Annotated in this window: 16 protein-coding genes and 1 tRNA gene; 5 read left to right on the top strand and 12 right to left on the bottom strand. The window is 58.0% G+C overall.

The genetic code is table 11. From position 1 onward, the window contains the following. Nucleotides 1–76: 76 nt before the first annotated feature. A tRNA-Gly gene (locus QP891_RS07590) sits at nt 77–150 on the bottom strand. Between the two features lie 63 nt (nt 151–213). Here QP891_RS07590 and dcd point away from each other — a divergent pair. Beyond that, the gene (dcd, locus tag QP891_RS07585) at nt 214–783 is read left to right on the top strand and encodes a dCTP deaminase (protein WP_284630788.1); all 570 of its coding nucleotides are present in this window, start codon (nt 214–216) and stop codon (nt 781–783) included. Between the two features lie 36 nt (nt 784–819). Further along, the gene (locus tag QP891_RS07580; protein ID WP_284770396.1) at nt 820–2,142 is read left to right on the top strand and encodes a UDP-glucose dehydrogenase family protein; all 1,323 of its coding nucleotides are present in this window, start codon (nt 820–822) and stop codon (nt 2,140–2,142) included. On the opposite strand, the gene QP891_RS07575 is transcribed toward QP891_RS07580, so the two are convergent. From QP891_RS07575 to QP891_RS07535, 9 genes are all read right to left on the bottom strand, one after another. After that, nucleotides 2,139–3,299 (bottom strand): YibE/F family protein, encoded by a 1,161-nt coding sequence (locus QP891_RS07575; protein WP_410763673.1) that lies wholly within the window; start codon nt 3,297–3,299, stop codon nt 2,139–2,141. The two genes, QP891_RS07580 and QP891_RS07575, sit on opposite strands and share 4 nt — an antisense overlap. A 223-nt stretch (nt 3,300–3,522) precedes the next feature. Then, nucleotides 3,523–4,752 (bottom strand): pyridoxal phosphate-dependent aminotransferase, encoded by a 1,230-nt coding sequence (locus QP891_RS07570; RefSeq protein WP_284770397.1) that lies wholly within the window; start codon nt 4,750–4,752, stop codon nt 3,523–3,525. A 55-nt stretch (nt 4,753–4,807) separates the two neighbouring features. Beyond that, entirely contained in the window at nt 4,808–5,458 is a 651-nt protein-coding gene (locus tag QP891_RS07565; RefSeq protein ID WP_284770398.1) for a DUF1707 SHOCT-like domain-containing protein, read from the bottom strand. Between the two features lie 74 nt (nt 5,459–5,532). Next, entirely contained in the window at nt 5,533–6,840 is a 1,308-nt protein-coding gene (locus QP891_RS07560; protein WP_284770399.1) for a cation:proton antiporter, read from the bottom strand. A 34-nt stretch (nt 6,841–6,874) separates the two neighbouring features. Further along, complete coding sequence (locus QP891_RS07555; protein WP_284770400.1) at nt 6,875–9,733, bottom strand: (Fe-S)-binding protein; 2,859 nt, start codon at nt 9,731–9,733, stop codon at nt 6,875–6,877. 106 nt (nt 9,734–9,839) lie between these two features. Continuing rightward, entirely contained in the window at nt 9,840–10,739 is a 900-nt protein-coding gene (locus tag QP891_RS07550) for an oxygenase MpaB family protein (RefSeq protein ID WP_284770401.1), read from the bottom strand. Then, nucleotides 10,739–11,545, bottom strand: a complete 807-nt coding sequence (locus QP891_RS07545; protein ID WP_284770402.1) for an NAD(P)-binding protein — start codon at nt 11,543–11,545, stop codon at nt 10,739–10,741. The genes QP891_RS07550 and QP891_RS07545 overlap by 1 nt, the downstream gene beginning before the upstream one ends. A 166-nt stretch (nt 11,546–11,711) precedes the next feature. Continuing rightward, complete coding sequence (locus tag QP891_RS07540) at nt 11,712–13,298, bottom strand: succinic semialdehyde dehydrogenase (RefSeq protein ID WP_284770403.1); 1,587 nt, start codon at nt 13,296–13,298, stop codon at nt 11,712–11,714. Between the two features lie 78 nt (nt 13,299–13,376). Then, on the bottom strand, nt 13,377–14,453 hold the full coding sequence (locus tag QP891_RS07535; protein WP_284770404.1) for an oxygenase MpaB family protein: 1,077 nt from the start codon (nt 14,451–14,453) through the stop codon (nt 13,377–13,379). A gap of 410 nt (nt 14,454–14,863) precedes the next feature. Here QP891_RS07535 and QP891_RS07530 point away from each other — a divergent pair, with 410 nt between their 5' ends. The 3 genes from QP891_RS07530 to QP891_RS07520 all read left to right on the top strand — a co-directional run bounded on the left by QP891_RS07530 (nt 14,864) and on the right by QP891_RS07520 (nt 16,825). Beyond that, nucleotides 14,864–15,442 (top strand): DUF6230 family protein, encoded by a 579-nt coding sequence (locus tag QP891_RS07530; protein WP_284770405.1) that lies wholly within the window; start codon nt 14,864–14,866, stop codon nt 15,440–15,442. After that, nucleotides 15,432–16,199: a DUF6114 domain-containing protein gene (locus QP891_RS07525; RefSeq protein WP_284770406.1), complete on the top strand. Its 768-nt coding sequence runs from the start codon at nt 15,432–15,434 to the stop codon at nt 16,197–16,199. Before QP891_RS07530 ends, QP891_RS07525 begins: the two co-directional genes overlap by 11 nt. A 98-nt stretch (nt 16,200–16,297) precedes the next feature. Next, nucleotides 16,298–16,825, top strand: coding sequence for a hypothetical protein (locus QP891_RS07520; protein WP_284770407.1), 528 nt, complete (start codon nt 16,298–16,300; stop codon nt 16,823–16,825). A gap of 18 nt (nt 16,826–16,843) precedes the next feature. Here QP891_RS07520 and QP891_RS07515 read toward each other — a convergent pair whose 3' ends face one another. Then, the gene (locus QP891_RS07515; RefSeq protein WP_284770408.1) at nt 16,844–18,808 is read right to left on the bottom strand and encodes an ABC transporter ATP-binding protein; all 1,965 of its coding nucleotides are present in this window, start codon (nt 18,806–18,808) and stop codon (nt 16,844–16,846) included. Further along, nucleotides 18,808–20,550 (bottom strand): ABC transporter ATP-binding protein, encoded by a 1,743-nt coding sequence (locus QP891_RS07510; RefSeq protein WP_284770409.1) that lies wholly within the window; start codon nt 20,548–20,550, stop codon nt 18,808–18,810. The genes QP891_RS07515 and QP891_RS07510 overlap by 1 nt, the downstream gene beginning before the upstream one ends. Between the last annotated feature and the right edge of the window lie 86 nt (nt 20,551–20,636).

Below are 20,636 nucleotides of genomic sequence, written 5' to 3'. Positions count from 1 at the left end.
AGAACAAAAACGACTGAGATGCCGGTTTGTCAACGATGTCGCGACTGACCTGTCAAGCATGTCGCGACTCATGACATGGAGCCGACGACGGGAATCGAACCCGCGCCAGCAGCTTGGGAAGCTGCAGTTCTACCATTAAACTACGTCGGCACTGCGCTAAATGCGCTTTCCCTACTATACACCTTGGGCAGGCGATTGAGTAGAATCGGGTCCGTGCTTCTTTCAGATCGTGATATTCGTTCCGCCATTGATTCCGGAGAGCTGGGCATCGACCCCTTTGATAGTGAGCTTATCCAGCCTTCTTCCGTTGACGTGCGCTTGGATAAGTATTTCCGGGTATTCAATAACTCCCGCTATACGCACATTGACCCCAAGGCGGAGATGCCGGAGCTTACCACGTTGGTGGAAGTAGAAGAGGATCAATCCTTCATTCTCCACCCCGGCGAGTTTGTCCTTGGCGCCACGCTGGAGAAATTCACCCTCCCGGCTGACTTGGCCGGACGGTTGGAAGGCAAGTCCTCGCTGGGGCGGCTGGGGCTATTGACCCACTCCACCGCGGGCTTTATCGATCCCGGCTTTTCCGGGCACATCACCCTGGAGCTTTCCAATACCGCGAACCTGCCCATTGCGCTGTGGCCGGGGATGAAGGTGGGCCAGTTGGCCATCTTTAAGATGACCTCGCCGGCGGAAAGCCCCTATGGCACGGGTGCCTTGGGATCGAAGTACCAAGGTCAGCGCGGCCCAACGCCATCAAAGTCTTACCTGAACTTCCGCAGGGATTAATCTGGTATTTACATAAAATCTCTAGGATGAGGTTTTATGCGGATGACTGTTATTGGCACCGGTTACCTGGGTGCCACCCACGCCGCCTGCATGGCGGAATTGGGGCATGAAGTTTTAGGCGTCGATGTAGACGAGGATAAAATCTCCGTCTTGCAATCGGGCAAGGTTCCCTTTTTTGAGCCGCGGCTACCGGAGGTGCTCGAGCGCAATATTGATGCTGGGCGCTTAGGGTTTAGCACGGATTATGACGAGGCTGCGCAATTCGCCAACGTGCACTTTCTCGGCGTGGGAACCCCGCAGCGCCGCGGCTCTTATGCGGCGGATATGACTTACGTTAAGTCCGTTATCACGGACTTGGTGCCCAAGCTGCGCGGGGAGCACGTCATCTTTGGCAAATCCACCGTTCCGGTAGGAACGGCGGCCGAACTACAAGAACTGGCGGATAGTTTGGCGCCCGAGGGAACCCGCGTGGAAATCGCGTGGAACCCGGAATTCTTGCGCGAGGGTTATGCGGTGCACGACACCATCACCCCGGACCGCATCGTGATTGGAACCCGTGAATCGGAATCTCGTGCGGAGGAGCTTGCCCGTGAGATCTACGCGCAGCCGTTAGCGCAGGATACACCCTTCATCGTGACCGATCTGCAGACCGCAGAGCTGGTAAAAGTTTCCGCCAATGCTTTTTTGGCCACCAAGATTTCCTTTATCAATGCGGTCTCTGAGATTTGTGAGATCGCGGGGGCGGATGTGGTGGCGCTGGCGGATGCCATTGGCATAGACAAGCGCATCGGCCGCACGTTCCTCGGCGCGGGCCTGGGCTTTGGCGGTGGTTGCCTGCCTAAGGATATTCGCGCCTTTATGGCGCGCGCCGGTGAGCTCGGCGCCGATCAGGCCCTGACCTTTTTGCGAGAGGTGGACGCGATTAATATGCGGCGGCGCGACCGCATGGTGGACCTGTCTAAAGAAGCCTTCAATGGCTCGCTTTTGGGCCACCGCGTTACCGTGCTGGGCTGTGCTTTTAAGCCGAATTCGGATGATGTGCGCGATTCGCCGGCGCTCTCGGTTGCTGGGTCCTTGTCCTTGGCGGGTGCTGCGGTGACCGTCTATGACCCTGAGGGTATGGACAACGCCAAGAAGGTTTTTCCCACCTTGGACTATGCCGCCGATACGGAATCCGCCTTGCGGGAGGCGGAGTTGGTCATCCTGGCCACCGAATGGCAGCAATTTAAGGTTCTGGACCCGAATGAGGCCGGCGAGCTCGTAGATAATAAGCACATTATCGATGGCCGCAATGTGCTCGACGTTGCGGCTTGGTCCAACGCCGGTTGGAAGATTCAGGCGCTGGGTCGCACGCTTTAACGGCGGCGCGACGGAACCGTAAACGCGGCAATCAGCGTGGTAATCGGCACCGCGAGGGTCAGCGCCATGGCGCCGACGCCGGAGCGCAGGAGCTCGGTGGCGACGAGATCGCTGCTGAGGATTTGCCCCGCGGGGCGTTCGGCGGCGGTGATGAGCAGGAGTAGGGGCAATGCGGCGCCGGTATAGGTCAAAATGAGGGTATAGACCATCGAGGCAATGTGGTCGCGGCCGACCCGCATGGCGGATAAAAATAGCTCGAGCGGTGAGGCCGCGGGATCGGATTCGTGCAGCTCGGTGATGGTGGAGGCTTGGGCAATGGCGACATCGGCAAGGCTGCCCAACGCGCCTACGACGAAGCCACACAGCAGCACGCCCAGGATGGAAACGTTGGGCATATATAACAGCAGCTTGAGGTTGTCTTCGGAGCTATAGCCTTGCAGCTGCGAACTATCGATGGCCGCCCACGCAAGGAATGCGGCGATGGCGAGCGCAGTCAGGGAACCGCTCACCGCGGAGGCGGATTTCCAATTCACGCCGTGGACGAGGGGAACGGCAAGGAGAATGATGGCGGTACAGGCGGCAAGCGCCACCCATAGGGGATTGGTGCCCGCGATGAGCGCTGGGATGAGGAAGCTAAAGACGATGCCAAGGCTTAGCCCCAAGCCGATGATCGCGCGCACCCCATGCCAGGCCGCGAAAGCGATGATGACAATAGCGATGACCACTCCCCACAGAAGGAGGCTATTGCTGCGCTGATAATCGGCAAAGGCATACGAGACGGACCCGGTGGGATCGGTGGCCTTGGACAGCACGATATTATCGCCCGGCTGCAATTCTGGGTCGCCCGCGTTGCCGTAGGTGACCAATTGGGTCATCTTCCCCTCGTCCTCGCCGGAGGTGATCTTCACCAGCGCCCGGTCACAGTCCACCTCTTCCTTTTCCGGAATCAACGGCGGGGTATCGAAGGCCAGGCCGGTCTGCTCCGATTGGCACGCGGAATGGTCAGTCTTTTCCACTGTTGCCTCAACCTGCGGGTGGTTCAGCGCGTAGGTGGACTCGAACTCCTCCGAGGTGTGCTTCGAGGCGGCACTAGACGGCCAGAGGAAGACGAGGCTTATCAGCATGGCGATGAGCGCCGCGCCGATGGCGGTGGCCAGCCCAACGCGCCACGGGTGGCCGGATACCTTCTGCGCCAGCTGACGTGGATGTAGGCGTTCCAACGCCGACTGGCCTGGCGCGTGCCCGCTGGGCTCCGATCGACGCTGCGCTTGCCGATGCCGCGAAGCCGAGCCCGACGTGGAATTAGAAACCGAGGAATGCCGTCCCATACGGTGTATTGTGAACGATTATTACTGCAATTACCAATCGCCTGCTGGGGTGCTATTGGCGGTAGCTTACTAAGAAATTGCCCAAGCGTTCGATGGCGTTTTCTAATTGGGAGGCCCAGGGCAGCGTGACCACGCGGAAGTGATCCGGGTGCGGCCAGTTGAAGCCGGTGCCTTGGACCATGAGGATCTTTTCCGCCTTGAGGATGTCCAACATGAGCTTGGAATCATCGTGAATCTTATAGACATTGGGATCCAAACGCGGGAAGAGGTACAGCGCGCCCTTGGGCTTTACCGCGGAAACGCCCGGAATCTCATTGAGCTTGTCATAAGCGATATTGCGCTGGCGCAGCAATCGTCCCCCAGCCCCGGTGAGCTCGTAGATAGATTGGCGCCCGCCCAGTGCCACTTGGATGGCGTGTTGCGCGGGAACATTCGGGCACAGGCGGGTACCGGCCAACAATTCGAGTCCCTCAATGAGCCCGTGCGCATGATGCTTCGGACCCGTAATGACCATCCAGCCCGCGCGGTAGCCGCATACTCGGTAGGCCTTGGACAGGCCATTAAAGGTAAAGGTCAAGAGATCGGGGGCCAGCGAGGCGATGGAGATATGCTTCGCATCGTCATAAAGGATGCGGTCATAAATCTCATCGGCCAAGATGAGCAGGTTGTGCTCGCGCGCGATATCCACGATTTGTTGCAGGACCTCGCGCGAGTACACCGCACCGGTTGGGTTATTCGGGTTGATGACCACGATGGCCTTGGTCTTTTCGGTGACCTTGGATCTAATATCCTCGATAGACGGATTCCATTCATCTTCCTCATCGCATAGGTAGTGCACTGGTGTGCCACCGGCCAGCGAGGTTGCTGCCGTCCACAGCGGGTAATCCGGCGCCGGGATGAGAATCTCATCGCCATTATTGAGCAACGCCTGGGTGGTCATGGTGATGAGCTCGGATACGCCATTGCCCAAGAAGACATCGTTAATATCAAAAGGTGGGAAGTCCTCGAGCTCATAGCGCGTGACGATGGACCGGCGGGCCGAGCTAATGCCTTTGGACGTGGAATAGCCCTGGGAGGTGGGCAAGGCGCTGATCATATCGCGCATGATGACATCGGGTGCATCGAAGCCAAAGACGGCGGGGTTGCCCGTATTGAGCTTGAGGATGGTGTGGCCATCCAGTTCCATTCTCTCCGCTTCCGCTGAGACCTCACCGCGAATATCGTAAGCGATGCCCTTTAATTTTTCGGACTGGTCAAAGATGCGGGGTTTGGGAGAAGTCATGGCAATATTGTGCCATCTTTCACAGCGTTAAGAAATATTGCAGCGCGCCTCAGCGCTATTTATTATTCCACTTGTTGATTTGCTTCTTCGCCATTTCCATAGCCTGACCAGTAAGTTCACCGGCCTGTTGGCGGCGCTCGGCCCACTTTTTCTTTTCTAATTCTTTTTGGTGCGCCCGCTCGTGTGCCGTCAGCGCACGGATCTCGCGCTGCTGTTGGCGCTCAATCTGCCGCACCGAGGGGGCATGCCACGATTGCGGGCCCACCTTGGCCACGTACAAGAGGATCCACACGATGGGAATGAGCGCTGCGGCTACGGCGCCACCCGCCAGCAACCAGGGGCTATTCATGGTGGCGCTGAGCATGACAAGAGTAGGAGATGCCGCGATCAAAATGATCGAGCTGGTCAGGGCGGTAGCGATGCGGGGCTTCTTCGCGGCATTAACGGCGCGGTCCACATCGCCTTGGGAGTAGATCTTTACCTCTTGCGATCCGGTCGCAGGGATATCGCTGAAAATTGGTGCTAGGTCCTTGTGGGTAACGGCCTGCATGACGCTATCGGAGCGCTCCTCAAACTCGGTCATCGATAAGCGGCCTTCGCCCACTGCGCGGGCTAGATCCGTCAGGGCATCGTTGCGCTCTGAATCAGATAGACGCAGTGTCCGGTCATAGGGGGAGGGTCCGTAGCTATTAGTCACAGTCACCATAATAGACAAGCTGATTCAAAAAGAATATGCCCTGCCGCGGTGGCAGGGCATAGCTTCTAGTGCGGAGTAAAAGATTAGAGTTCTTGGGACTCTTCTTCCTTGTCGTCCTCGTTAGAATCCGATTTCTTCTTTGGGTCGGATTCATCAACCGTCTTGGAGTCTTTCCTTCCCACCAAGTTGGCCAGAAACGGGAAGATGGCAACGGTCAACGCGCCACCTGCAACGAAGATCGAGGCGGTTTCTTGCTTCATCAATTCGGAATTAACCGCCAGCGATGTCACAGCAACGATGATCGGCAGGCCGGTAGCCGTGTACAAACTGACCTGCAGGCGCTCGCGCACCGTTTCAATTTCGGAGCCGGTGTGACCCACATTCTCGCGCAGGAATACCGGCAGGCCGCGGGTAACGAGAATAAGCGCCGGGATGCCCAGTACCTTCCCTGGGTTATTAGCGATGGTATCCCAGTTAATCGTCATACCAGAGACCACGAAGAAGACCGGGATGAGCATGGAGTGGAAGACCACATCGAGGCGGTGCTCCAGCCGGCGATGGAACTCATCCGGAATGATGCGGTTCAAGATGATGCCGGCGGCGAAGGCGCCCAGCACGATGTCTAGTTCAAAGACCGCCGTGACGGCCATGAGGGTGGCAAGGATCAGGATGATAAGGCGCAAAATGGTTTGGTTGGTGGACCCTGCACCGGAGATAAACGCCGCTTTAACCCACGGAATCGTCGTTGCAATGGCCGCCGGCATGATGGCAACAGCCACGGCGATGCCAATGAACGCGAGCATAATCAGCAGCGTGGTCCACGTGGAGCGCGTGCTAAGCAGCAGGGCCATCGCGGTAATGGGGGCGACCTCACCAATAGCACCGTGAATCATGACCGATTTGCCCACTTTGGTCTCGAGCACGCGGTCCTGTTTTAGCATGGGCTGCAGTGTGCCCAGCGCCGTAGACGTTAGCGCCAGCGCCACCACGATAGCGCCCGGGACATTATCGACCAAGAAGTAGGCACCGACACCACAGGCCACGAGGCAGATAAGCCAGGTGGACAGTGCAGTTCCCGCTTCTTTGGTCTTGAGCGTAGAAATCTCGATCTCAAAACCTGCGAGCAAGAAGAGCGCACCAACACCCAGCTCTTTCAGCATGCTGATGCCAGCATCCTCATGGGCGACATCCAAAAGCGATGGGCCGATGACCATGCCAAAGATGATCAAAAGGGCAACGGCCGGCAGCCGGTTGCCCAACATGAACGACACTATCGGCGCCAGTAGCGCCGCAAGCATGATCCAGGCAAAGGAAACGAGGCTAGTGGTGTTTTCCGTCGCACCTGCTGCCAGAACAAAAGTATCCGCAGCCCATCCCACATCTAATTGCATGAATCACAGCGTACGCACTCACCCCTGCACATGCCTACTCGGTATTCGCGTCTTTCGGCGGTGAGGGTGGCTTCGGCGGTTCCGGTGGCTTTGGGGCCTTGGGAGCCTCTGCGCTTTCCGATGACGCCGGTGGTGCCGGCGGAGCGGGCGGCGTGGCCGATGCCGGCGGAGCAGGAGGCGCGGGTGGCGCCGCTGCCTCGGGTTTCTTGTCAGCCTGCGGTGGCTTTGGCGCTGCTGGAACCTGTGGCGCCTTGGCAGCTTGCGGAGCCTTTGGCGGCTGTGGAGCTGCAGGTGGTTGTGGCGTAGTTGGTGCTTGCGAAGCAGCGGGTGGCTGCGGGGCACTAGGCGGTTGGGGTGCCGCGGGTGCCTTCGCATCTGGAGCAGCCGGCGGAGTCGGGGCACCTGGAGCTGCCGGGGCACTTGGTGCTGCCGGAGCCTTCGGAGCCGCCGGGGCGTTAGGTGCCGAAGAAGAACCCGGAGCGGCAGGAGCAGCGGGGGCCTTGGGAGCCTTTGGCGGCGTGGGGGCACCCGGTGGGGTTGGCGCGCTAGGCGCGGAGGGAGCACTCGGTGCGCTGGGTGCCGAAGGGGCCTTGGGGGCAGCCGGGGTAGAAGGAGCCTTTGGCGCGGATGGAGCCGCAGCATTGGGGGCCGCGGGAGTCGTCGGAGCAGAGGGCGCGCTTGGAGCCGCCGGTGCCGAAGGAGCAGAAGGCGCGGCGGGTGGCGTGGTAGCGGTGGGGGTGTTGGTAGAGGAGGGGGCATCGGCAGGCGCGGGTGCCTTGGGGGATTCAGCGGTAGCGGTAGCTGAAGCCGCACGGTGGCGCACTGGGGTGCCCAAAAAGGCCTTGGGGCGGGGTTCTGGAAGGGTGCCCTTGTCATCCAGGGAAATGGAGTTGCGCAGCATGGTGGCCACGTCGTTGACCTGTGTGGTGGGGGTGGACTCGGCGGCCAGAGACTTCACGCCGCCGGTCATCATGACATTGCAGAACGGGCAGCCAGTGGCGATTTCCTCGGCGCCGGTCTCCAGTGCCTGCTCCGTGCGGAACTCATTGATGCGAGAACCCAACTTTTCTTCCATGAACATGCGCGCGCCGCCGGCGCCACAGCAGAAGGCTTCATCGCGGGACTTGTCCATCTCGCGCAGCTCGACGCCCGTGGCCTCGAGAAGCTCGCGTGGTGGATCGAAGACCTTATTGTGCCGGCCTAAGAAGCACGGGTCGTGATAAGTGATGGGCTTGCGGTTTTCTGGGGTGCGCGGAACCGGCTGCAGCAGCTTCTCGCGCACCAGACGGTTGAGTAGCTGCGTGTGGTGGAAGACATCGAAATGCCCGTCGAAGTCCGGGTACTCATTGCGGATGGTATTAAAGCAGTGTGGGCACGTCGTGATGATTTTCCGCTGGCCTTCCGGCACGCCCTCGAAAGCGTTGTTGAGTGTTTCAACGTTTTGTTGCGCCATCATCTGGAACAAAAACTCGTTGCCGGCGCGGCGGGCGGGATCGCCGGTGCAGGTCTCACCAGTAGAAAGCACACCGAATTTCACGCCGGCGGTGTGGAGAAGATCCACGACGGCGCGGGTGGTGCGGCGGCCATTGTCATCATAAGCGCCGGCGCAGCCTACCCAGAGAAGGTATTCCATATCGGAGAAGTCCGCGGCATCCTCGCCAATGATGGGGACCTCGATGCCATCAGCACGCGCCTCATCAATCCAGGCGCGGCGCTCGGAATTATTGCGGCCCCAGGGGTTGCCCTTGGTCTCCATGTTCTTAAATAGGCCGGTAAGCTCCGATGGGAAATCGGATTCTGCCAAAACCTTGAAGCGGCGCAGGTCTGCAATATGGTCAATGTGCTCGATATCGGTGGGGCACTGATCCACGCAGGCACCGCAGTTGGTGCAGGACCACAGGACATCATCGTCGATGACGCCAGCCATCGAGAGCACATCGAGGCCCTCGTGCGGGTTGTAATTATCTAGCGCGCCTTGGCGCAAGTCCATCATGACCTTTTTGGGGCTGAGCGGCTTATCGGTATTCCAGGCCGGGCACAGCTCTTGGCAGCGGCCGCACTCGGTGCACGCGGTTGAATCCAGCAGCATCTTCCAGCTGCCAGGGGTGATGTCTTCTTCCAAGTCCGGGGTGGGCAGGGATTTGAGCGCCTTTTCCCCAGAGGTATTGCGCTGGAAAAAGATATTGAAAAACGCCATGAAGCGGTGCCACATGACACCCCACTGGAATTTGCGGGAAATAAAGAAGATGAAAAGGAGCCCGGATAGCAGCTTGACCAAGGCGAAGAAGCTGACCAGTGCCGGGGATTCGGGCAGTGCCTTAGCTAAGTGAATAGTCAAGAAATCCGCGACTGCGGAACCGCCACCAAAAGCTGCGATTTTGGAGGCTTTGACCAAGAGCATGCTGAGGCCCTCGATGAAAACGATGGCCTCCACCCAGCGGGCCGCTGCCGTTTGGGAGTTGAAAAAGCGGCTGCCGCGCTCGGTATCGCCTAGTTTCAGGCGCACGCCGATGAGGAAGCAGATGCCCAGCACCGTGCCGATGCCAAGTACTTCTTCCACAAAGTGATACACCGGCCAGGTGCTTAAGCCGGGCCACCCTTTATCCGGGGCGAAGGTTTGAATATAGGCCTCAAACCACACCAGGATGCCGAATAAGAAGCCCACCATGACCGCCCAGTGGGCGGCATTGACCAATGGTTTTCCCTTGAAGTGGGTGTGGCCGAAGACCTCTGCCAGCACGCGCCCGAGGCGTTTTACAGGGCTATTGGTGCGCTCTAGTTGGGTTGGCCCGCCCGAGCGGATGAACTTAATGAGCGCGCCTATGCGGGCGAAAAAGTATAGCCACACCGGAATCGATGTGGCTATAGCAATCCAACCGGACACGGTTGTCATTCGTGCTCCTTCACTACTGATGCTCCACGTTGTTATCTACCTTAAAGCCTCAAGGTGAAATCGTGGGAGTCAGTATTCAGTAACTATGAGTGAAGGGGTAAAGGCCTTAGTAGTGGAAGCCGCCTTCAGCTTCCGCCTTCTCAAAGGCGCGGGTAGCAATAGGAACCATGCGTGCTTTACGCGGAAGGACGGAGAAGACGCCACGGACGGCGCGGGAGAAGATCTTGAGCTTGCGCTCATCCTTCTTGGTCCACTCCCAGCCAAGCTTGTTGCGCAGCTTGTCCGGAATCATGCCGATAGCAACCCACAACAGCAGGCGGGATGCGTAAGGTGCAATGGGCTTCCACAGCCAGTTGGGCACCTTGGGATCTGGGGTGTCGAGGGTGAGGCCGTTGATGATGCGGGAGCGCTCGATGGTTTCGCTGATATCGAGGGTATCGATCATGTTGTCCACGTACTCTTCAAACTCAGCGTACGTCTTTGGCGCATCGTCGGGCTCTGCAACCTCGTAGAAGGTGTACCAGGTACGGGTCTCCTGGAAGAGCTGCTCGCGCTCCTCTGGGGTCAAAGGATCCATGAAGTTGCCGGCCAACTGGTACGGCATTGCAGCGAAGGTGGCGTGTGCCCAGTAGTAAACATCCGGGTTCAGCGGGTGGTAGCGGCTTCCATCTGGGTGGGTGCCCTTGATGTCCTTGTGGAAGTCACGAATCATGACGCCAACTTCTGGGCCTTCATAGATCGTGCGGATGATCGGGAAGGCGGAGCGAACCAAGCGTGCAACCTCGTTATCAAAAACGTTGGAGTGCTGCACCAGGGACCGGCTGACGTCACGCTGGGCAATCTGCAAAAGACCAGCAGACAGTGCGACGAATGCGGAGCGCCAGTCACCAAAGCGCTGCCACAGGATGGAATCTGGGCCCAGCTCAGGCAGGTTATCGGTATTGTTATCTGCGGTCTGGGTGTGCTTGTCGTTTACAGTGCTTTCAGGATTGCTCAGAGTAGTCATTATGCCTCCTTAAGGGCAGTAGCGGACTTTTGTTGATTCTGGCGTTCAGACGAGGAGGACTCAGGGGCATAGTTGGATGCTCGCTTGAAATCATGGGCCGGTGCATCGAACCCTGCGAGCACTTCGCGGATTCCGCGTACGGTACCGGGCTGAACCAACCACTTATCGTGCTTGACGGTTAGTTCTCCTGGTCCACGAATCTCGAGCTGGCGGACGTAACGACGGCAGTGATCGGCGCGGGCTTCGATGACAGCCAGTGGGCGACGTTTGAGGTAAGAGTCGCGCGGGGTGGGGCCGTCAACGAAGAGGGCATTAGGCAGCCCAAATACCTCTACACCGTGGTGGAGGTACATGTCATCGACGCTGGCCTTTGACCGTCCCGGAACGGAAATCCACGGGGATTCCTCACCGGTGGCGCGAATCAACACATCGAAAGCTTGGGTTTCCTGACCAGAATCACCGAGGTAGGAGATTTCCCATTTGCCTTCTGCACGGTCGAATTCGGCACCCGTAACGGCTGTGGAACCGCGGAACTCGGCGCCACTGGCAGCAACAGCCTCCTCAAGGTGGCGTACTACAGAAGCTGGCGAGCCATCAGTTTTGGTGAGGCGGAGGTACGGGGTACGGAAGTGGTACTTCCGGGAAACCTCGGTGGCTTCAGCGGAATTGAAGTGGCCGCCGATGTATGGTTCTTGTTCAAAAAGAACGGTGTCGAATCCAGAGAATGCGCATTCAGAAGCCGCGGCGCATCCGGCTACTCCGGCACCAACCACTGCGACAGTCGGTCGGCGGTATGGCTTGAACATACTGTTCCTTTCGAGTTTCACAGGGCGCTTACTGGCCGCTGTGTGTTGTGCAATTTATATTCCCAGAGGACACAATTCGTGAATATGTTGTGATAGTACACAGATACCCATTGAATGTGAAGTGAGTTACTGAATTTAAAAGGTGGCTGGTTATGCTGCGCAGTGCCTAGGGGAGGAAGCGCAAGGTTTTTCCTAAGCGCAACGCGGAGCTCAGCAGGGTGCCGTAGTACTTATTGGGAAGCCAACTTGGTCCGCGCATCGGCATGATCCTTTGCGAGGAGATATTCTTCGCTTCCGTATATTTGGTCAGCCCCTCGTGGCCATGGCGGCGGCCAACGCCAGACTCCTTGACGCCACCCAACGGGGTGGAAATTGAGGCCCACGTGGAGGCGTAGCCGTCATTGATGGTCACGCTGCCTGCATCGATTTTCTCAGCGATGCCTTGCGCGGTTTCGGGCTGGCCGAATACAGAGGAGTTCAGACCGTAGGGCAATTTATTCGCCTGCTCGATGGCCTCTTCGACATCGCGCACGCGTTGCACGTACACCACGGGGCCAAAGACCTCTTGCTCTGCAAGCTCGGTGCCTTCTGCCAAATCAGTGAGAACCGTGGGCTCAAAGTGGTAGGGGCCAATATCCGGGCGGGGCTTGCCGCCGGTAATAACGGTGGCACCCTTATCTACGGCATCGTCGACAAAGTGCTGCACCACATCTAGTTGGTTTTGGCCGATGAGTGAACCCATCGTGTAGTCCCAGTTCAAACCGGAACCAAGTTTGATGGATTCGGTTGCCCGGCGGAATGCGGTAATGAATTGATCGAAGATGGCATCGGGGACGTAGATGCGTTCAATCGACACGCACAGCTGGCCCGAATTGGAAAAGCAAGCGGTAGCGATGGTGTCAATATGCTTGTCGATGTCCGCATCCGGCGCGATGATCATCGGGTTCTTACCACCCAGTTCTGCGGAGTATCCGACGAGGCGCTCGCCTACGGTGGCGCCCAAAATCTTGCCGGTCTTGGTGGAACCGGTAAACATCAGGTAATCGCAGTGTTCGGAGATGGCTGAGCCAACGACTCGACCGGAGCCGGTAACGATCTGCAGCAAATCCTTCGGCAGTCCTGCTTCCTTCAAGAGGTAGAGGGAAATCAGGTTAGAAAACGGGGTGGATCCATCGGGCTTGGCCACAACGCCATTGCCGGCAAGCAGTGCCGCAACGGCATCGGAAATGCCCAATGCTAATGGATAGTTCCACGGGCTGATTTGCCCCACAACGCCCTTAGGAACTCGCTGCAAGTGCGTTTTGGTGATGAGCGGAAATGCGCCCGGCTGCTTCTGGGTGGCCAATAGCTTTGGCGCATTATTTGAGTAATAACGCGCGTTATTTAGTACGTCGAGTACCTCATCAAAGGCGGCCGTGCGGTCCTTGCCGGTTTCCAATTGGATGAAATCCGCAAGCAGCTCGCGGTGTTTAGCCACGAGGTGGTGGAAGCGCTTCATTACCTTTACGCGCTGTTTAACGTCGGTATCGGCCCAGGCCTTTTGGGCCTGACGCGAACGGCGGAAAGCTTCATCTACGTCTTCTTCGGAACCTACTCCAACCCAGCCTAATTCTTCTTCAAATAAGGGGGAGTGGACCGCTTTGCGTTCGCCTTTATCCAGCGAACCGGTGGAGTAGTTAGTGGTGAGATGTTGTAGCTCAGTTAGTAATTGCTGTGGCAAGGGCCGTTCTTGTAGACGGCGTGGTAAAGACATGTAATGCACGCTCCAGAAAGATCAATGAAAAGGTTCGTGAGCTAAAAAGCTCACGAACAATAAGGAAGCCGGTATGTTTTAGAACGGGCAGCCGGCTGCACGGCGTGCGGCTACTGCATCATCGGAATCCGGTTTGTCGGTAGATTCCGCGGTGGCAGCAGAGTCCTTAGCCTGGGTGGCGTTGTAGCCTTGGATCTTCTTCGGCTCCTTGTACTTGCCCTCGATCATCCCGTTCTTGATCATCAAGGAACGACCCGGCTCCATGTAGCGCTTATCCTCTGGGAGGTGGTCCATGATGAAGCGAACGGACTTAGCGATGCGGTCGAAGCGCTTCTGGTCGCGCTTGGTCCACTTCAGCTCCAAGATGTCGCGGTACTTCTGCGGCAGGGTAGCCACAGTCAACCAGATGGCGCTGCGCATAATGGGCTTCCAGATAACCTTCCATACGGCCTCTGGAACGCCTTCCGGAGCCTTGACCGGCTCTACGCGTGCGGTGCGCAGTGCGAAGTCAACGGTCTCGTTGCGCTCAAGCACGGTGTCTGCCATCTCATCCATGTACTTGATCAAGTCATCGTAGTTATCAATGACCGGGCGCTCAGACATGCCGTACTTATCCCACCAAGTCACGCCCTCGCGAACGATTTGGTCGCGCTCTTCCTTGGTGAACGGGGTACCGAAGAGCTCTTGGGCGTAGATAACGCGGTAGACGAAGGTAGCGTGTGCCCAGTAGTAAGTCTCTGGGTTCAAGGAGTGGTAACGCTCGCCATTTTGCAGCGTGCCCTTAATAGTGACGTGGTAGTCGCGAATGCGCTCACCGATGTCCCCATCATCGTAGATGGACTCAATAATCTGCGGCGTAGAGCGCTGCAGGCGGGCGAAAGGTTCGTCGAAGAACTTCGAGTGGTCCAAAAGGGACTGACCAATCGCGGGGTGCATATTCTGCAAAATGCCGGTGTAGCCACGCAGCAGCTGCAGGCGGTTATCCGAGCCCCACTTCCACAACAGGGAATCCGGTCCCAAAGGAGCGCGGCGCAGTTCGCGCTTTTCTTCCTTCTTGTCCTGAGCGTTTACTTCTTCTGCACCGGACTGAGGGGAATCAATGTGGGTATTTTCTTCGTTTGCCTGTGTATTTTCGGGTTTCAGTGAGTTGGACAATTCGACCCTCCTTAGTCGATAAAATCTGTTGGTTGTGTAGCGTAACACACACCGGTGCACACCTATTACATGGCGCACAAATTTGGGGGTGTAACTTTGTGCGCTGCAGGTTTAGCGGGGGATCGGAAGTTGACAATGGCAGGGGGTGCGATAGTCTTCATTAAACATATGATCTGGACTACACCGTTGCGGGCGCATTTAATTGCACCCCTTTTTGTGTGATGTGTCTCAGGTAGTGTTAACGTGTGTTCAAGCTCATTTAATCAGTGGATTGCGTAGGTCTATTACTCATCCTCGGCCTTTAAATCTCTGGCCGCGGTAAAGAGTGGGCTGAAAATTCACCGTAGACGGGGGATGCCGCTAAAACAGGCAGGGACCCCGCCTTTTCAATTCCACAGAAAGGTTCCTTCATGGGCAGGATTAGTATTCCAAAGTTTGCAACCGCACTGACTGCCGGGCTTGCAGCTTTTGGTGTAACAGGTTTTGCGGTAGCCCAAGGCGGCTTGACCGCCAATATCGCACTTTCAGGAACCTTCTTTAAGGTGAACATGAGCCACCTGGAGGGCGAAGGATTGTCGATCTTTGTTGATAGGGACAAGATGGGAGAAGAAACCATCCCCGCCGCGCGTTTGAAGTTTGAGCACGCCGTGGCCTCCAACTTGTGCCTGTCCGCCAACCTTCCTGATGTCCCAGGGATTGGCGAGACCACCTTCGCCCTCCGTGCGAATGGTGATGACAGTGTGGAGGTAGAGAACCTTTTGGTTGGTGCTACCGACATTAAGGGTCAGCTGGATCTGACGAACGCCAACGTGGGTATTGATGCTAGCCAGGTCAATGACAGGGCAGATCCAGGTTCGTGGGGATTGTACGCGCAGAAGGTGACCCTGAGCGCGGATGATATTCGCACGACCTCGGTGGGAGCAGAAAGGCTCGCTGCCTCTGGTGTGAATGTGACGGTGAAGAGGGGAAGCAACAACAATGGCTGCTAAGTCTTCTGATGATGAGACTTTGCGCATGCCTGCGGTGAACGAGACCGGTACCGATAACGGCGAAGCTGCACGCAGCGCCCAAGATTCTTCCCAAGAGCCGGCCGGACATGCCGCTGGCGAGGCCGCCGCTGGCACCGATCACACTAGTGCTGCGGAGACGAAGGCCGACGGCACCGCTGATGCTGGTGCTGAAGCAACGGCTGCGGCGGAAAGCGATGGAGAGAACTCATCGCAGTCGGTAGCGGATGCGGTAAAAAGTGCTAATGAACCGCAGGATTCCGCAGCGAATAACAAAAATGACAAAGCCGTCACCCGAGTGGCCCCTAAAGAAAGCTGGTGGCAGCGGTTTAAACACTGGCGCAAGCGTCGTCCGTTCGCGGGTGGCTTGTTGCTTATCTTGTCCGGCATCGCCATCGCAGCGCCGGCTTATATTACTGTGCGCATTTCTGATCTGCTGGTCATGATTTCCACGGTGTCTGGCGTTTCGACGCTTCTTATTGGTGCGGCACTAATCATGTTCGGCTTTGGATCTTGGTTTAGGCAGGAGACATCGTCTTACCTGGGTGTTTTAGCCATCTTGGTAGCAATCATCGCGCTTCCCACCACAAACCTGGGCGGCTTCGTGATTGGTAGCCTTTTGGGCATTATCGGTGGTGCGCTCGCATTTGCCTGGCAGCCACAGGAGCGCCAGAAGTCTCCTAAGAAGCACAAGAAGAAGAAAAAGTCCCAGGCCAAAGAACTGGCGGTTTCAGCATGAAGCTATTCAGGCTGAGCTCACTACCGCGTCGTCGCTCTGCTCGTGTGGTAAAAGGTAGTGCGCTCGCAGTGCTCTGCGCTTTTACAGCGGTGTGTGCGGTGAACCAACCTGAGGAAACCCGTGCGCAGGAAGGCTTGGCCTTAGCGCAATCTGAACTCAGCACGGTGACTGCTGATAATGTCACCCTGACTGGGAACGTAAGCGCCTCGCTTATCACTGTGCCTACCGCACAGGGTGAGCAACGAGCGCTGAAACTCGTAGGTGACAAGTTGGCCGCGCGAAACCTGGCGTTGACCCTGCCCGCAGCTATGGGACAAGGCAAGCTAACCACTGGTGACGTGGAAACCACCGTCACGGACGGGCCGGTCACCGTCCTGACCACTGGACTGCAGACAACACCCGCGGTGGTGGATCACCCCACCATCCCGGTAAACGTCGATTTATCCAACGGCGATCTCAACGCGGTGCTTGATCAATTGGGCGTTCCTGACCCGCACGTGGTGCCCGATGCTCCTATCCCGAACGTTCTGATGGAGCACATTTCGCTGCAAGATGTCACCATGGAGCTGGTCAACCTGCAGGGCGCTAATTTGCACGCCCCGCAAGTCCAGCTCAACGTGAAGTAACCACGCTGCAGCTTCCCTTTAAGCCTTGTTGAACTGCGATTGGTGCAGGCGCCAATAAGAGCCTTGGGCGCGCAGTAGTTCTTCGTGCGAGCCTTGCTCGACGATGCCCCCGTTTTCCATCACCAAGATCAGATCAGCATCCCGGATGGTGGACAAGCGGTGGGCAATGACGAAGGAGGTGCGCTCAGCGCGCAGGGCATTCATGGCGTCTTGGACGAGTACCTCGGTGCGGGTATCCACGGACGAGGTCGCCTCATCCAAGATGAGCAATGCGGGCTGGGCCAAAAAGGCGCGAGCGATGGTAATCAGCTGGCGCTCACCGGCGGAGATGGCGCCGCCATCTTGGTCGATGATGGTGTCATACCCCTCCGGCAGGGAGTGCACGAAGCGATCCACGTAGGTGGCTTTGGCCGCGGCGATGACCTCATCGTCCGTGGCATCAAGCCGGCCGTAGCGGATATTGTCCATGATGGTGCCCTCAAAGAGGACGGCATCTTGTAGCACCATGCCCACCTGGGAGCGCAGGGCGGTGCGGGGCATGTGGGCGGTATCGTGGCCATCGATAAGAATGCGCCCAGAATCGATGTCATAAAAGCGCATGAGCAGGTTGACCATGGTGGTCTTGCCCGCGCCGGTAGGGCCCACGATCGCCGCGGTTTGCCCCGGCTCCACGCGCAGGTTGAGCCCGGTAATAAGTTCCTTCTCCGGCGAATAGGAAAAGTCAACGTCCTGAAACTCCACGCGGCCGCGGGCTCGGCCGGCTAGCTCATCGCTGGTGTTCTCCAACGTTTGCTCTTCGGCGTCGAGGAACTCGAAGACGCGCTCGGCAGAGGCCACGCCGGATTGCACCTGTTGCATCATGCCGCCCAATTGGCCCAACGGCTGGTTAAATTCGCGGGAGTACTGGATAAAGGCGGTGACCTGGCCCAGGGTCATCTGCCCGTTGGCCACGCGCAGGCCGCCGAGGACGGCGATGGCCACATAAGACAAGTAGGACACGAATTGCATGATGGGCATCATGATGCCGGAGAGGAATTGCGCCAGCGCGGAGGAGCGGAAGAGTTCGTCATTGCGCTCATCAAATTGGCGCGTCATATCCTCAGTGCGGCCAAAGACGACGCCCAGATCACGGCCGGAGAAGGACTCCTCCACCTGCCCATTGAGCTGGCCGGTAGCGCGCCACTGGGTTTTGAATTGGCGTTGCGAGCGTCCGCCAATGACCCCGATGATCAGCGCGGTCAGCGGCAGCGCCAAGAGTGCCACCAGGGCAAGCTGCCAAGAGATGCTAAACATCATCACGGTGATGCCCAGGATCATCAGGATATTATAAAACAGCTGGGAGAGTGCCTGTTGGAGGGCCTGTTGCACATTGTCGATGTCATTGGTGGTGCGCGAGAGGATATCGCCGCGCTGGTGGGAATCGAAGTAATTCAACGGCAGCGCATGCACCTTGGCCTCTACGCGCTGGCGCAGCTCGTAGACCGTGTCGACGGTCAGGCGGTTTAAGATGAGCCCTTGCCAGAGCTCGAAGGCGGCAGAGACGATGTACATCGCGATCACCGCGATGATAAGCGTGCCCAAGCGGGTAAAGTCGATGCCCTCGCCGGGAGTGAAGTCCATGCCGGAGGCCATATCGGCCACCTGATCCTGGCCCTGGGCGCGCATGCCGTCGATGGCTTGCTGCGCCGAGATACCAGATGGCAGCTCGCGGGAGATAACGCCGGAGAAGATGACGTCCATGGCATCGCCCAAGACCTTGGGTGCGAAGACCGCGAGGAAGACGCAGACTATGTTCATCGCCGCCACTACCGCTAGCAGCCGCTTATAGGGCATGAGAAGTAGTAGCAAGCGTTTAGCAGAGGGCCAGAAATTCTTGGCCTGGCGGGGCGCGGAACCGGACCATTCATCGGCGGCGACCTTAGCCTCAAGCTCCTGGAGCTCGGCGTCCTCAGCGGAGGAGTTGTGTGTGGTGTCCTTGGCCATTAGTGCTCTCCTCCAGCTACTCCGGCGGTTTCTTGGGATTCAACGATTTCCTGGTACACGCCCGAGGATTTCAGCAACTCAGTGTGGGTACCGCGGGCGACAATCCGTCCTTTATCGATGACCAAAATCTGATCGGCATCCTGGATGGAGGCCACGCGCTGGGCGACTATGATGGTGGTGACGTCCTCGCCGCGCTCGGCAAAAGACTTGTGCATGGCGGCGCGCACGTTGGCATCCGTAACCACATCCAGCGCGGAGAAGGAATCATCGAAGAGATAAATGCGCGGCTTAGCCACGAGCATGCGGGCAATGGAGAGGCGCTGGCGCTGCCCGCCCGATACATTGGTGCCGCCCTGTGCGATGGGCATGTCTAATTCATCGACGAAGTCCGCCTGCGCCACGCGCAGCGCCTCCCATAATTCATCATCGGTGGCCTCGGGGCGGCCCAACCGCAGATTGGAGGCCACCGTGCCACTAAAGAGGTAGGCCTTTTGCGGCACGAGCGAAACGCGGCTGACGATGTCCGGGCGGGAGAGGGAGGTTGTGGGAGTGGCATCGATAAGCACCTCGCCCGCGCTCGGGACGTACAGGCGCGGGATGAGGGAAAGCAGCGTGGTCTTGCCCGCGCCGGTAGAACCGATGATCGCGGTGGTGGTGCCGGGAGTGGCGGTAAAGGAAATATCCTCTAGGACTGGGGCATCCGCCCCGGCATAGGAGAAACTGACATTGCGAAATTCCACCGTGCCGGAATTGGTCGCCGGGGTGACGGTATCTTTCGGCGGGGTAATGGAAGGCTTGTGGCTTAAGACGCCGGTGATGCGGCGGGCACACACGAGGGCGCGCGGAAGCATCATCGCCATAAACGTGCCCATCATGACCGCGGCGAGGATTTGCAGCAGGTACTGCAGGAAAGCGGTGAGCCCGCCGACATCGACAAGCCCGGCATCCACGCGCTGGCCGCCAAACCACAGCACTGCGCCCGTGGCCACGTTCAAAATGACGGTGATAATCGGGAACATGAGGACAAAAAGCTGGCCGATTTTCAGCGAAAGCTGGGTAATGTCCTTATTGGCCTTGGTAAAACGCTCAGTTTCATAAGCCTCGCGCACAAAGGCGCGCACGACGCGGATGCCGGTGATTTGCTCGCGCAAGGTGCCGTTGATGGTGTCCAATTTGTCCTGCATAGAACGAAAAAGCGGCATAAGCCGCGCGATGAGGACGGAGATGGTGCCGAGCAACACCGCGACAGAAACCCAGACCAACCAGGACAGCCCGGCGTCCTCGCGGATGGCCATGATGATGCCGCCTATGGACATAATGGGTGCTGTGACCATGAAGTTCAGCATCATCATGTAGACCATCTGCACCTGCTGCACGTCATTGGTGCCGCGGGTAATAAGCGTGGGCGTGCCGAACTTGCTCATATCTTCTGCGGAGAAGCTGGTGACCTTGCGGAAGACCTCGCTGCGCAAATCCCGCCCCACGCCCATGGCGGTGCGGCTGCCGAACCACACCGCGCCGATGGCGGTAATGACCTGGACAAAGGCTACGATGAGCATGATTCCGCCGGTGCGCCAGATATAGTCGATATCGCCCTTGGACACGCCTTCATCAATGATCTTGGCGTTCAAGGAGGGCAGATACAGGGTCGCTGCGGTGGACAGCGCTTGCAGGATAAGTACCGCTATGACGTAGAGCGTATAAGGCTCCGAGCGGGTGAAGAGGATTCGGACTAGATCCATAAACCTGCGCTTCTTTCGGGGTTGATAGGGGTTAGCCGCGCAAGTATATCTGGATAGCGCACGCGGGGCGAACGATATTTATTTTT

Source organism: Corynebacterium sp. MSK310, assembly GCF_030227355.1.
In the GTDB taxonomy this organism is placed as follows: domain Bacteria; phylum Actinomycetota; class Actinomycetes; order Mycobacteriales; family Mycobacteriaceae; genus Corynebacterium; species Corynebacterium rhinophilum.
Note: the sequence above shows the minus strand (reverse complement) of the source record. Positions and strands in the feature narration are given on the sequence as shown.

Coding starts and splice junctions, on each gene's coding strand:
- QP891_RS07530 (WP_284770405.1), top strand. CDS start 14,864: ATGGGCAGGATTAGTATTCCAAAGTTTGCAACCGCACTGACTGCCGGG.
- QP891_RS07570 (WP_284770397.1), bottom strand. CDS start 4,752: ATGACTTCTCCCAAACCCCGCATCTTTGACCAGTCCGAAAAATTAAAG.
- QP891_RS07545 (WP_284770402.1), bottom strand. CDS start 11,545: ATGTTCAAGCCATACCGCCGACCGACTGTCGCAGTGGTTGGTGCCGGA.
- QP891_RS07525 (WP_284770406.1), top strand. CDS start 15,432: ATGGCTGCTAAGTCTTCTGATGATGAGACTTTGCGCATGCCTGCGGTG.
- QP891_RS07555 (WP_284770400.1), bottom strand. CDS start 9,733: ATGACAACCGTGTCCGGTTGGATTGCTATAGCCACATCGATTCCGGTG.
- QP891_RS07560 (WP_284770399.1), bottom strand. CDS start 6,840: ATGCAATTAGATGTGGGATGGGCTGCGGATACTTTTGTTCTGGCAGCA.
- QP891_RS07550 (WP_284770401.1), bottom strand. CDS start 10,739: ATGACTACTCTGAGCAATCCTGAAAGCACTGTAAACGACAAGCACACC.
- QP891_RS07540 (WP_284770403.1), bottom strand. CDS start 13,298: ATGTCTTTACCACGCCGTCTACAAGAACGGCCCTTGCCACAGCAATTA.
- QP891_RS07515 (WP_284770408.1), bottom strand. CDS start 18,808: ATGGCCAAGGACACCACACACAACTCCTCCGCTGAGGACGCCGAGCTC.
- QP891_RS07580 (WP_284770396.1), top strand. CDS start 820: ATGCGGATGACTGTTATTGGCACCGGTTACCTGGGTGCCACCCACGCC.
- QP891_RS07565 (WP_284770398.1), bottom strand. CDS start 5,458: ATGGTGACTGTGACTAATAGCTACGGACCCTCCCCCTATGACCGGACA.
- QP891_RS07510 (WP_284770409.1), bottom strand. CDS start 20,550: ATGGATCTAGTCCGAATCCTCTTCACCCGCTCGGAGCCTTATACGCTC.